This is a genomic window from Pseudomonas sp. CCC3.1, from assembly GCF_034347405.1.
Classification (GTDB): domain Bacteria; phylum Pseudomonadota; class Gammaproteobacteria; order Pseudomonadales; family Pseudomonadaceae; genus Aquipseudomonas.
On record NZ_CP133778.1, the window covers coordinates 4,623,158 to 4,636,706 of the forward strand.

Annotated in this window: 9 protein-coding genes; 8 read left to right on the forward strand and 1 reads right to left on the reverse strand. The window is 60.8% G+C overall.

The window, feature by feature from the left end:
- Positions 1-26 precede the first annotated feature (26 nt).
- Positions 27-4,985 (reverse strand): dermonecrotic toxin domain-containing protein, encoded by a 4,959-nt coding sequence (locus tag RHM56_RS20260; protein ID WP_322235422.1) that lies wholly within the window; start codon positions 4,983-4,985, stop codon positions 27-29.
- A 213-nt stretch (positions 4,986-5,198) separates the two neighbouring features.
- Here RHM56_RS20260 and cbiE point away from each other — a divergent pair, with 213 nt between their 5' ends.
- From cbiE to RHM56_RS20300, 8 genes are all read left to right on the forward strand, one after another.
- The gene (cbiE, locus tag RHM56_RS20265) at positions 5,199-6,410 is read left to right on the forward strand and encodes a precorrin-6y C5,15-methyltransferase (decarboxylating) subunit CbiE (protein WP_322235425.1); all 1,212 of its coding nucleotides are present in this window, start codon (positions 5,199-5,201) and stop codon (positions 6,408-6,410) included.
- A complete protein-coding gene (locus tag RHM56_RS20270; RefSeq protein ID WP_322235427.1) occupies positions 6,403-7,500 on the forward strand; it encodes a cobalt-precorrin-5B (C(1))-methyltransferase in 1,098 nt (365 codons plus the stop codon). The genes cbiE and RHM56_RS20270 overlap by 8 nt, the downstream gene beginning before the upstream one ends.
- Positions 7,497-8,225: a cobalt-precorrin-6A reductase gene (locus RHM56_RS20275; protein WP_322235430.1), complete on the forward strand. Its 729-nt coding sequence runs from the start codon at positions 7,497-7,499 to the stop codon at positions 8,223-8,225. The genes RHM56_RS20270 and RHM56_RS20275 overlap by 4 nt, the downstream gene beginning before the upstream one ends.
- A 220-nt stretch (positions 8,226-8,445) precedes the next feature.
- Positions 8,446-8,844, forward strand: coding sequence for a DUF2946 domain-containing protein (locus RHM56_RS20280; protein ID WP_322235433.1), 399 nt, complete (start codon positions 8,446-8,448; stop codon positions 8,842-8,844).
- 47 nt (positions 8,845-8,891) lie between these two features.
- Positions 8,892-9,386, forward strand: a complete 495-nt coding sequence (locus tag RHM56_RS20285) for a copper chaperone PCu(A)C (protein ID WP_322235437.1) — start codon at positions 8,892-8,894, stop codon at positions 9,384-9,386.
- Positions 9,387-9,434: 48 nt separating this feature from the next.
- Positions 9,435-9,815, forward strand: coding sequence for a DUF2946 domain-containing protein (locus RHM56_RS20290; protein ID WP_322235440.1), 381 nt, complete (start codon positions 9,435-9,437; stop codon positions 9,813-9,815).
- Positions 9,816-9,916: 101 nt separating this feature from the next.
- The gene (locus tag RHM56_RS20295; RefSeq protein WP_322235443.1) at positions 9,917-12,007 is read left to right on the forward strand and encodes a TonB-dependent copper receptor; all 2,091 of its coding nucleotides are present in this window, start codon (positions 9,917-9,919) and stop codon (positions 12,005-12,007) included.
- A gap of 128 nt (positions 12,008-12,135) precedes the next feature.
- Positions 12,136-13,512 (forward strand): PepSY domain-containing protein, encoded by a 1,377-nt coding sequence (locus tag RHM56_RS20300; protein ID WP_322235445.1) that lies wholly within the window; start codon positions 12,136-12,138, stop codon positions 13,510-13,512.
- Positions 13,513-13,549: the final 37 nt, after the last annotated feature.

Below are 13,549 nucleotides of genomic sequence, written 5' to 3' on the forward strand. Positions count from 1 at the left end.
CTCAGATCAAAGCAGGCGCTACAGCGTTACACCACCCACGTTTCGCGGGGCTTGAAGTACCCCAGCCATGTGAGCAGGACCGTGACCGAATCGGCGTTCATCAAGATGATGTCGGCCCGCGCATTGGGGTCGTTGACGAACAATGCCTGCGCTTCGCCAAGGGTTTTGGTGCCGGTACGTTTCAAAAGCTCACTTTGGGCGAAGGGCAACATGTCGCCCAAGGTAGAAGTGCGTGCATCCAGGGGTTTAAACAGCGCTTGCTGCCCGATCGAGAGACTCAGTTGCTGGTCTCGATAGGTGCGCAAAGCGCTCTTCAGTTCCGTGATCACACCATTGTCTTCGACCAGCACTTCTGGAAAAGGAAAGGTCGAGCCCACGTAGTTGATATCAAAGGTATCGAGTGCCAGATGGGTGAATTCATGAATCAACGCCGCTGCGCCGCGATGCTTGTCGGTATCGAATGCTCGCCCCTCTTCGGTCCGGATAATCGGGGCCAAATGCGTGTGTCGGTGTTCGAAGAAGCTCGAGTTCAGGTAAATCGGCCTTTGCACGTCATAGATCCCGGCAATCGCCAGGGTGTCTGTGTCCGGCAGTTCACAGATGGCATACCGATTTGAGTCCACGGGTGAGTATTTCGGGTGCTGCATCAAGCTCAATACCCGCTCGGATACCTTCTTCAACTTTTCCAGCAGCACAGAACCGATACGTTCGACACTGAAGAACTGCTGGAGAAACGCTTGGGTGGGTGCACTCAACTCACTCACCGAGTTGACCGACTGCAAATGCGCCTGACAGTCGCTCAAATAGTCCACCGCGTGTTCATGGGCCTCACGAATGAACTGGGCTTTGACAGGAAACAAACGTTGAATCTTGCGCATGCCAAACGCCGAGATATTCAGGCTGCGCTGAAACAAGGCCGTCACCACCACATTCACCGGTTTAGAGATCATTGGACCGCCCCCCAGCAAGGGCTCTTTGAGGTCCAGTTCCCAGAGTTGGCGCTGATTACGCTTGACCAGCGGCCCTTGGCGGTCCGGGCCGATGTACACGCGCCACCTGTCCCTCCAGGTCACCAGGCGAAAGACCTTGCCGCCTAACGGCACGTAGGAATACGCACTGGCAGGATCGCTGAAAATACCCGTCTGGGTGTCTTCACTGAGCGCGTTCAGCGCGATGTCGTTCACTTCAAAAGGACGCAGACTCCGTTGTTGCTCATCGCTCAGGCGAGCGGAAGCTAAAGCCATGGGCTCAACGTGGCCCATCATCGGTGCCGGGGGTGTTTTTCGTACCGGTTTTAACGCTGTATAGGCCGCACTTAACAGCAATAACCCCGTCGCAAACTCACTCAGGGTTGCCCCCCAATGCCCTTCAGCGCCGGACTCGACGGCCGCCTTCAGGTATTGCTCGCTTTGCCAGACCACCAACGGCAACGCCAACTTGCCAGGCAGCACCAACAGCACAATGTCCGCAATCAGTGACAGCAGGTGTTTGAGCGATGCCCAGTCAGCTTGCGCAACCGTTTTGGACTGATCGCGAGCCTGTTGCAGCCGCAGTTGCACCGTATCGCGGTAGAGGGTGTGCAGCACATTGCCGGTTACTGCGCGTGTCGCCAGCGTTACCGGCGGATTGGCTTGCAGCGACGACGTCAGCGTCGGATCGATGTAACCGATGTGCGGCTCAATGAATCCGCCATGGTCATACACTTTTCTGACACGCGCCTCCAAGCGTGCCAGCACGTACGTCTGCAACGCAGCCGAACGATACAAATCCTCTAGTAACGCCTGCTCATCGGCGTACTCCTTGAGCACGTAATCTTTGTTGTACAGCGCATAAACAATCAGTGGCCCGCCGCTCGGCGCAGCAGGGCCGATCAAATACGTTCCTTGCACCGTATCAGGATGACGCCCGGCAATTGCCAGCAACTCCAGCGGGCGGACAACCACCGCAGGCTCGCCCAGCGATTCGCGCGCCATGCCGTCGGGGCAGGTAAAAATCTGCTTCACGTAGTGATAGGCCGTTTCACTCAGCGTACCCGTCAGTTTGGCCTCTAGCGCCTGTTGCAGCACTTGGGCTGGCAACTGCTGGCAGAACAACTGCTGCCGATGCGCGGCGCTTTCTTTGCCCGGTGAGAGTTTTTCTTCAAGCAGTGATTGATAGCCGGCGCTGGTATCCAGCTTGCGCAGCATGTCGCGTACATAACGGTCATCGAACCCCGCAGGCAACAGCCGATTGTTGAGCGAACGGTACGAACGAATGCCGGATTCGAGGTTGAAAAAGTTACTCAGGCTGAACCACGTCAGTGGGTGTGTGACCCGCGATACCGCTGCTTGCCCCGCTATTTCCCCACCCGCAGGTCCCGTGAATTCCACCACACTGATTTCAATCTGATCGGGGTCCAATGCCTGCCCCGGAAAATCCAGGGCTAACCGCTCGGTGAGTCGCTCGCGTGCGTAAACCAGCAGCTCGGGCACGCCATCGAGATAACTCTCTCCCGTGTCCAGCACCTGTTGATAACGCCACAGGACGTTGGCGTACTCTTGCTGGTCGGCGTGCGATGCATGAACCAGCCAGCCAGGCAGCGATTGGGCAAAGAGCCAGCTTCGCGCCTGTTCTTGCAGGCCCTCAAGGTTCAGGCCCGTGTGCACTGAATGGGTTTGCACATGATTGACCATGCCCTGCGCGGACTTATGGCTGAGCACCGCCTGTTCAAACGCGTACTGCACGTCACGCACTTGCTGTTCAATGGCCAGGTTCTGGCTGTTTTCGAGCCAGTGCGTGTTGATCACCGACAGGACAAACCGGGTGCTCGCCACGCCCTCATGCCGCAGATGCGCCAGCAAGGCTGGATGCACCCGGCGATCAATGCATTCAAGCAACTCCCAGCGCCGGAGGGGGCTGTATAACCGCTCAGATAACGTATCCAGGCACGCCTCAATACCGCTGAAACGCTCAAACCCGGTTTGTAAGGTCCAGAGTATGGCGCGGCCCGAGTTCTGTGGATCAGTGCCTCCGCGCTCGGTCATGACCACGCATTGGCTCAGGCGAATAACGTCCATGAAGCCGTCCAGCCTGAATGACAGCTCGCTTGCATCCGGCACAAATCCGTTAAGGGTGGCCCGATGCGCCCGCTTAGGCTGATCGAGCAGCGCACTGATCACGCCCACGTCGCCCACGCTGAAAAGCGGATCCAGGCGTTTGAGTTGCAGCGCATAACGCAACGTTGTGCCTCTGAGTTGCGCCAACCTCCGGCTACGCGACAAGACGTTCTGCGACCCTTGATCCACGCCGAAAAAAAGCCGTAGCTGCTGGCTGAAACCGGCTAAAAAATCCTCCGCAGCCCGATCAAGCATCGGTAACAAGGCGGCACCGTCCAGACTGTCCACGGGCTTTAGCTGCGGGCTGTTACGTTGCGCACTCACACGGACATACGCCGCCTCGCGCGGCAAGGCATCACAGCCGGTCAAGCGCTCAAGCAAACGCTCGTTCAAGGGCCGCGAAGTCAACGGCTCGGGGGATTTGCGCAACGAGTAGCTGGAATAGGTCTGAACCACCAGGTCTTGAGGCTTTGAATGCCCTTTGCCCGCCGCCGCAAGCTGAACCGCTAGACGCTCGTCAGCAAAGCCGAACAGGCTCGGTATCGGTTGCAAGAGCTGTGTGATCTGGGCCTGAAGCGCTTGCAGTTTGTTGTGCAGCAACCGAACCTCACTTGCGCCCAGTGGATGCTGCAAGCGTGGCGCGGGCTCAGGAGGCGGGTCTAACACAAAACCCGTGGTCCAGCGGCCGTGGGTATCCAGCGTCATGAGTTGCGGGTCGAGCAGGTTGCGGATATCCAATCCATGGTCAACCGCCGCGCGAAAACCGACACCCTGCGCGCTGACCTTGCCCATCAGGTACACGGTGTCGCGCAACTGCTTGATCAAAATGGACTGCACCAGCGTCTCGAACATGCCAGAGCCAATGAGTTCGACTTCAACAATCACCTCACGCATGACCCGCAGCTCGGCTTGCTCTTCGAGGGCAACGTGACTCATCAAGACTTTTTCTTTCTGAGTATCTTTTAACCCCGACAACAACGCGTCCCTGAGTTGCGAACGGTTGGCAAACTTTTCCAGGCCGCCACGATTGCCGAACAGAAAGACTTCGCCCGTGCTGGCTGGCAGGTACGCATTAAACAACCCCGTCAGCTCGATCTGAGCAGTGCCAAACTCCAGCAATAACAGGCGTGCGGGTTGCCAGCGCTCACGCCAATGGCCCGCAACACGCGTATTCAGCCGAGGAAACGCTTTGAACTCAGAGAACTGCTCTGGCGACACAACACCCGCGTGCCGGGCCTGCAACAGCCCATTGAAAAACCGGTCGCCCACCGCCTGCACACAGCGTTCTCGCAGGCTTAAACCCGCAACATCGGTTGACCAATAAGCCTCGATGGCGACTTTCAGGTCCTCTGCCTGGGTGTCGTGCAGCGACGGCAATTTGATCAGACAGCGGTTCAGCGCCTCCAGGTTATGCAGCCGCAGATCAAGCACCGACTGGCGCCGCTCGACAAATACATTGCCGTTGATCGGCTCACGCTCAAGCCTCAACGTACCGCCCGAGCCAAGCCCCTCCCGCACTTCAACCGGGACAAAACGCAGCACGTCTTCGCACTGCTGCACGTCGGCCAGGCGCTGTTCAAGTGCGCGGTGCAGCGCTTGCCAAGAGCTGAATGCCTGCAGGCCCGCCACTGGCGAATACAAAAAATGGCTCATGCCCGGGAGGGGCCCAATCACTGCAAAATAACCGGCCAAATCTGCCAGTGGCGCGTCTGCGGCAGCGATCAGCAACCGATACACGTAGACCTCGTGATGTTCGGCCAACAGTGTCGACGTCAGCCAATCCGTTGCTTGCACAGTCAACTCACCCGAGGCGCCGAGGCGGGCCACATCATTCATGCATCCATCGCGCATACCCGCAGTCCAATCGTCTGAGGGAGTCATATCGTTCATTGCTTGCTCCTGAGCAGTGCCAGCGACCCGTCCAAGCGCAGGCCTGCCTTCTATACTCTGAAGATGGCCCAAACCTGAACGGTCAAGGCACTAGCCCAGTACCACCCAAACAGGCGCTTTATTCCTCAAGGCGCGTATCATGCGGCCCGTGTCTGCCAGGGCGTTAAAAGTCGGCAGTCCATGAATCATTCGACGTTTATCAAGAGGTTTGGCATGTCGCCCTGGCTAACAGTTGTGGGAATCGGTGAAGAAGGCTTCAGTGGCTTGGGCAAACGCGCACGCCACGCGCTGATGAACGCGAACAAAGTGTTCGGCGGCCAGCGTCAGCTCGACTTGCTGCCTGCGTGTATCCGCGCCGAGCGACTGACGTGGCCGAGCCCTTTTTCAATGGCCCCGGTGCTGGATTTACGCCATCAACCGGTGTGCGTATTGGCCAGCGGCGACCCGATGCTGTTTGGCGTCGGGGCCAGCCTTGCACGACGCATCCCTCGTGAAGAAATGCGCGTGCTGTCATCGCCGTCGTCCTGCTCTTTGGCCGCCGCCCGACTGGGCTGGGCCTTGCAGGACGTGGTCACGCTGTCGATCGTGGCACGACCGATTGCGGCCCTCAATGCACATCTGCACAGCGGCGTGCGTTTGCTGGTGCTGAGTAATGACGGCCACAGCCCCGCCGCCATCGCCGCCTTGTTGCGTGAGCGCGGCTTTGGCCCCAGCCGTCTGTGTGTGCTTGAACACGTGGGCGGCGCGGACGAGCGGCGCATCGAAGCCAGCGCCGATGACTGGACCGATCCGCCCATCGCAGCACTCAACCTGGTGGCCATCGAGTGCCTGGCCGATGCGTCGGCCCAGCCGCTGTCACGGGTGGGCGGGTTGCCAGACTCGGCCTTCAAACACGACGGCCAACTGACCAAACGCGACGTGCGCGCCATCACCCTCGCCCGCCTCGCGCCTTTACCCGGCCAACTGCTGTGGGACGTGGGCGCGGGTAGCGGCTCGATTGGCATTGAATGGATGCGCGCCTACCCGAGCTGCCGCACCTTGGCCATTGAGGCGGATGAAGGTCGCCAGCAATTGATCGAGCACAATCGCGATGCGCTGGGCGTACCCGGCCTGCAACTGATTCGCGGCAAGGCCCCGCACGCCCTGGAAGGCCTGGAACCCCCGGATGCGATTTTCATTGGTGGCGGCGTCACCCGCGAAGGCGTGCTCGACACCTGCTGGCAACAGCTCAAACCCGGCGGGCGGCTGGTGGCCAATGCCGTGACCCTGCAAAGTGAAATGCTGCTCATGAGCTGGCGCGAGCGCCACGGCGGCGAACTGACCCGTATTCATATTGCCCAGGCACAGCCGCTGGGCGAGTTCGACACGTGGCGCCAAGCGTTGCCGATTACTCTTTTAGACATGATCAAACCTCTCGATGCGTGACGAAACAGCCGAACAACCCGCGCCCCTGCGCAGCGGCCTGACCACCGGCAGCTGCGCCACCGCCACCAGCCTCGCCGCCGCCCGCCTGTTACTGAGCGGTATCGGCTACGACGCGGTAGAAATCACCTTGCCCAAGGGCAAAAAAGTCCAGATGCGCCTGGAGTTCTGCCGCCTGCACGACGGTGGCGCCGAAGCGGGCACGATCAAAGATGCGGGCGACGACCCCGATGTCACCCACGGCGCACTACTGTTTTCGCACGTGCGCCTCATCGCTGCGCCCGGCATTGTCTTTGTGGCCGGGCAAGGCGTGGGCACCGTGACCCGCCCGGGGTTGGTCCTCGGGGTAGGCGAGCCTGCAATCAACCCCGTGCCACGCAAAATGATGACCGAACACTTGCTGCAACTGGCCGCCGAGCAGGGCTACAGGGGCGGCTTTGAAGTGACCGTGAATGTGCAAGATGGCGCAGCGCTGGCGCTTAAAACCATGAACCCGCGCCTGGGCATCCTCGGTGGGCTGTCGATTCTGGGCACCAGCGGCATCGTCCGCCCGTTCTCCTGCGCGGCCTACATCGCCTCGATCCATCAAGGCATCGACGTGGCCAAAACCAACGGCTACCTGCACATCGCCGCCTGCACCGGCAATGCCAGCGAAGACACCATGCGCCGCGTCTACAACCTGCCGGAAATCGCCCTGATCGAAATGGGCGACTTTGTCGGCGCTGTGCTCAAGCACGTGCGCAAAGTCCCTGTGGATAAGTTGAGCCTCTGCGGCGGCTTCGGAAAAATCAGCAAACTGGCGGCTGGCCACATGGATTTGCACAGCCGCCATTCCAGCATCGACCTGCCGCAACTGGCTGAGTGGGCCGCGGCCATCGGCGCCGATGCGGCGCTGCAACAGGCGATCCGCGAGGCCAACACCAGCCAGCAGGCCTTGGCGATGTGCAGCGCGCAAGGCATCGCCCTGGGTGACGCGGTGTGCCAGCACGCCTTGAATTTCGCCCGCAGCGTGGTCCCTGCGCAGGTGCAAATTGAAGTCTTTGCCATCGACCGCCAAGGCGCAATCGTCGGCCACGCCGGAGCTTTTGCATGAAGCGCATTTTACTGCTGGGCGGCGTCACCGAAGCCCTGGCCATCGCCCGCACACTGGGCCCGCAACACGTCTACAGCCTAGCCGGTGTGGGCCGCGTGCCCACCGACTTACAGTGCAAAGTGCGGGTCGGCGGTTATGGCGGCGCCGAAGGGCTGGCGCAGTACATCCGCGAGCAGAACATCGAACTGCTGCTGGACGCCACCCACCCCTACGCCGCGCAAATCAGCCAGAACGCCGCCCGTGCAGCCGCCCTCAGTGGCGTCCCGTGCTGGGCCTTGCGCCGCCCGGCGTGGGTCGCACAAGCGGGCGATGACTGGCGTGAAGTGGCGGACTGGAACGAACTGGTCGACGCCTTGCGAGCGTTTCGCCGCCCACTGTTCACCTTGGGGCGAGAACCGCTGGCGCACCTGGATGAAATCCCCGAGAACCAGTTCTGGACCTTGCGCGCGCTGGACGTCTACCCCGGCAATGCCCATTGCGAGGTTATTGGCGCGCGCGGCCCGTTTCTGATTGATGACGAACGTACACTTTTTGACCAACGCAACATCGACGTGCTCATCAGCAAAAACAGCGGCAGCAGCGCCACCGAACCTAAACTTGAAGTCGCCCGTGAACGCGGGGTACCGGTGCTTATTTTGCAGCGCCCGGTGCTGGCAAAGGTCGATCGGGAGTTTGGGGCTGTGGATCAATTGCTGGAGGCTTTAGGTCAGCGGAAGAATTCCTGAGCAGCAAACGTCTGTGGGAGCCGGGCTTGCCCGCGATAGTATCGACGCGACTTAACAGAAAAACCGCATCGCCTGCATCGCTGGCAAGCCAGGCTCCCACAAGGATTGGCGATGGCGGGCTCTGTAGCCACGCGACATTTCGTCACATACACGGCCTTTTTACTTACACCGCTCATTCAGGCTAAATAGCCGCCTTGATCGCTCCCTTACGGAATTCGTCATGTCCCGACAACGGTTTGCATTTGCCTGGATCGCCTGCTTCGCAGTGCTGTTCAACATGCTCGCCATGTCGTTTTCCGGGGCAATGGCGCAATCCAGTCAAGGCTCTGTCGAGCAGTTCATGATGAGCAGCTTTTGTACCTCGACGGGCACCAAGATGGTGGCGGTGTCGCTGGGCAAGTTCGACACAAACGACACGCAACCCGACGATCATTCCGCCATGCAGCACTGCTGGTGCTGTTCGGGCTCAGCCCCGCTGGTAGCCTTACCCGCGCATATTCCTTCGTTGTATTTTGCGGCCATCGAACGTGGCCACAGCCTGATCCCCCAGCACCTCAAACATCCGACACCGCGCCAGCAATGGCCCAGTCTCAATCCCCGCGCGTCACCTCTGGTCTGATTCGTCCTCGCAACCCCTTTGCGTCTGAATCGTTTCGGAGAATGACCATGTTGAACCTGTCTGTGTTCAAGCACGCCGTTATTGCGGCGGCTTTGTTGTTGCCTGCCTGTTTTGCCAACGCCCACGAATACAAAAGCGGCGATCTGCAAATCACTCACCCGTGGTCACAAGAGCTCCCCCCCAACGCGCCCACCGTGGCCGCGTATTTTGTGATCCATAACACCGGCAGCACCGCCGACCGCCTGCTCAGCGCCAAGACCCCGATTGCCGGGGGCGCCGAGTTGCACCAGCACGTGATGCAGGGCGACCTGATGCGGATGCAGCCGGTAACTGACGTCGCCGTTGCCCCCGGTGGCACGGTGACCTTCGGACCGATGGCGTACCACGTGATGCTGGTCGACATTACAGACCGCAGCCTGCTGCAAGACGGCAAACGCTTCCCGCTGACCCTGCATTTCGAGAAAGCCGGTGACATACCGGTTGAAGTCTCGGTGCAAAAACAGCCCCCTGAAGACAGCATGGAACACCAGCACGCTCACTAACGACCACGGTTTTTGAGCCCGATGCGCGCCCCTCGCGCCAGGCACTCCATGTCGCAGATTCGCGGCAGTTGGTTGAGCCTGTTTGCCATGCTGATGATTTTTATCGGCCCGCTGATTTCCCAAGCGGTGCCGATGGATCATCACGGCTCCATGTCGATGCCTATGTCCATGGACATGAGCATGGACATGCCTGCGCACGGCGACCATGCGGCCCCTCAAAAACCGACTGCCGAACACCACGCCCTGTGGGAAAAATGCGGCTACTGCACGTTGCTGTTCAGTTGCCCGGCGCTGCCCCACACCGCTGACATTACCCTGCTGGATGCGCCCCGCCCCCAACGCTATTTGTCGCTGCAAACGCGGCTGGGCCATGCACAACAACCCATCTTCCCCGGCGCCCGCTCCCGCGCCCCACCGGCATTCGTTTAAGCACCCCACAAACAACCCAAACCCCGGCCGACCTGCAGGCGCTGCTTTAGACAGCCGCAGGGCGTTGGCCGTGTTGTTTTCGCTTGAATACTGGAATGCCTATGTCCCGCTTTACTGCTGCCTCCCGTTTGCCTCACGCCCAAGCGGTGTTCCCTTTTGCCCTGAGCACACTGTGCTGTGCCTTGCTGGCTCCCGCGGCCCTGGCTGCCGAAACGGTTGACGAGCACGCCGCGCACGCCAATGAAATCAGCCCGCTGGTGATTACCGCCGTCGCCCCCAGTTCACCGCTGACCCTCGTGACCAACCCCAAAGACCCGCGCCAGCCAGTGCCCGCCAGCGATGGCGGCGATTATTTGAAGACCATCCCCGGCTTTGCCCTGATCCGCAATGGCGGCACCAACGGCGAGCCAATCTTGCGTGGCATGTTTGGTTCGCGGCTCAACATCCTCACCAATGGCGGCCAGATGCTTGGCGCCTGCCCCGGCCGCATGGACACGCCGACGTCCTACATAGCCCCCGAAACCTACGACAAACTCACTGTGATCAAAGGTCCGCAAAGCGTGCTTTGGGGCCCGGGCGCGTCGGCAGGCACGGTGCTGTTTGAACGCGAGCCCGAGCACTTTGGTGAATTGGGCACTCGGGTCAATGCCAGCGTGCTGGCAGGCTCCAACGGGCGCTTCGACAAAACCCTCGATGCCGCCGCCGGTGGCCCGCTGGGTTACGTACGGGTGATTGGCAACACCGCCCATTCCGATGATTACAAAGACGGCAATGGCGACACCGTGCCCTCGCGCTATGACAAATGGAACGGCGACGTGGCCCTCGGCTGGACCCCGGACGCTGACACCCTGCTCGAACTCACCGCCGGCAAGGGCGATGGCGAAGCCCGCTCGGCCGGGCGCGGCATGGACGGCAGCCAATACAAGCGCGAAAGCCTCGGCCTGCGCTTTGAAAAATCCAACATCGGCGAGGTGCTCGACAAGCTCGAAGCGCAGGTTTACTACAACTACGCCGACCACGTGATGGACAACTACACCCTGCGCACTCCGTCCGGCACCGGCATGATGGCGGGCCCCATGGCATCCAACGTCGACCGCCGCACCCTCGGCGCCCGCATCAAGGCGACCTGGCGCTGGGCGGATGTGCAATTGATCAGCGGCATCGATGCACAGACCAACGAGCACCGCACCCGCTCCGGCATGGGCATCGACACTTACAAGAATCAGAACTGGAGCAAGGACGCCGACTTCCACAACTACGGCGCCTTTGGCGAACTGACCTGGTACGCCGCCGAGCGTGACCGGGTGATCACCGGCGCCCGCCTGGACCGCGCCTCGGCCAAGGACTTTCGGGCGCGAATCGGCTCGGGGATGATGAGCATGCCCAACCCGACCCAGGACAAAACCCGCGCCGACACCTTGCCCAGCGGCTTTGTGCGTTATGAACATGACGTGTCCAGCAGCCCGGCCACGTTCTACGCCGGTTTAGGCCATGTGCAGCGTTTCCCGGATTACTGGGAACTGTTTTCGCCCAAATCCGGCCCGGCTGGCTCGGTGAACGCGTTTGACGCGATCAAGCCCGAAAAGACCACCCAGCTCGATGTCGGCCTGCAATACAAAACCCAGGACCTGGAAGCCTGGGTGTCGGCCTACGCAGGCGTGGTGCACGACTACATCCTGTTCGACTACACCCAAACCGCCTCCCAGGCGCAAAACATCAATGCCCGCATCATGGGCGGTGAAGTGGGCGCGGCGTATCAACTGACTTCCCATTGGAAAGCCGACGCCACCCTGGCCTACGCCTGGGGCAAAAACACCACGGACGGCAAAGCCCTGCCGCAAATGCCACCGCTGGACACCCGCCTCGGCCTCACGTACAGCGAAGACGACTGGAGCGCTGGCGCCTTGTGGCGGGTGGTTGCGCGCCAGGACCGCATCGACCGCAACGCGGGCAACGTGGTCGGCAAGGACTACGGCAAAAGCGCCGGTTTTGGGGTGTTCTCGTTGAACGGCGCGTACCGCATCAACAAAAACCTCAAGGTCAGCGCCGGGGTCGACAACCTGCTGGACAAAAACTACAGCGAGCACCTGAACATGGCGGGCAACGCGGGTTACGGCTACCCGTCGAGCGACCCGACCGCGATCAACGAACCGGGCCGCACGCTGTGGACCAAGGTTGATATGAGCTTCTAACAGCACCTTCCCCTGTAGGAGCGAGCTCGTCTCGCGATCTTTTGATCTTTAAAAGCAAAGATCGCGAGGCAATCGAGCGTCGACCGGCTCGTCCTACAGCTCATAAATACTTTGCGGAGCCGCTCCTGATGAGCCAACCAACCCCTTCTTTCTACAACCTGGCCTGGCGCTGGCATTTCTATGCCGGGCTGTTTGTCGCCCCGTTCATGATTCTGCTGGCGCTGACCGGGATTATTTACCTGTTCAAACCCCAGCTCGATCCGCTGCTCTACGACCACCTGATCAACGTCAGCCCCGGCCATCACAGCCTTAGCGCCGACGAACAACTCCGGCGCGTGCAGGCCACTTATCCACAAGGCCACATCAACCAGTACCTGCCGCCGATCAACCCTGAGCGCAGCGCGCAATTTGTCGTCAGCAATGGCGGGCGCGAACTCAATGTGTTCATCAACCCGTACAGCGGCGACGTGCTGGGCGAGCAAGATGCCAAGCTCAACCTGCAAGCCGTGGCGCGAGCCCTGCACGGGGAGTTGATGATCGGCACCCTCGGCGACCGCTTGGTGGAACTCGCCGCCGGGTGGGGCGTGGTCCTGGTGGTGTCCGGGCTGTACCTGTGGTGGCCACGCGGGCAATCTGCGGCGGGCATTTTGTGGCCACGCTTCAGTCGCCGCGGGCGGGTGCTGTGGCGCGATTTGCACGCCGTCACGGGTTTCTGGGGCGCCGCATTGCTGCTGTTCATGCTGATCAGCGGCATGACCTGGACCGGCTTTTGGGGCAAGCAATACGCCGACCTGTGGAACCAGTTCCCGGCGGCGATGTGGAACAACGTGCCCAAATCCGACGTTGAAGCCCGCACGCTCAACACCGCCGCTCGCCAAACCGTGCCTTGGGCGATGGAAAACACCCCGATGCCGGTCTCGGGCGCGCACGCCGAACACATGGCTCATGCCGCCCATTCAACTGGCCCGGCAGCACCCGGTATCACCCTGCAACAGGTGGTCGAAACAGCCACGACACGCAAGGTCGAACCCGGCTACAGCATCACCCTGCCGACCACCGCTGAAGGCGTGTTCACCCTCGCCGTGTTCGCCGATGACCCGCGCAACGACGCTACTCTGCATGTTGATCAATACACCGGCGAAGTGCTGGCCGATGTGCGCTGGCAGCATTACAGCAACGTCGCCCGCGCCACCGAAATGGGCGTGATGCTGCACGAGGGCAAACTGTTCGGCTCGCTCAACCAGATCGCGATTTTGCTGGTGTGCCTGATGATCTTGCTGAGTTCGATCAGCGGCCTGGTGATCTGGTACAAACGCCGCCCACAAGGGGGATTTGGCGTGCCGCCACTGCGCCACGACCTGCCCACCTGGAAAACCGGCGTGGTGATCATCCTCGCCCTGGCGATTGTGTTTCCACTGGTGGGCGCCTCGCTGATTGGCGTGTGGCTGCTGGACCGGCTGCTGATGCGGGTTCGTTCAAAACGGCCACATGAACAGACTTCATAGTCGGCATGAGTGATCCGAGATGCACGATCCAGGCAGA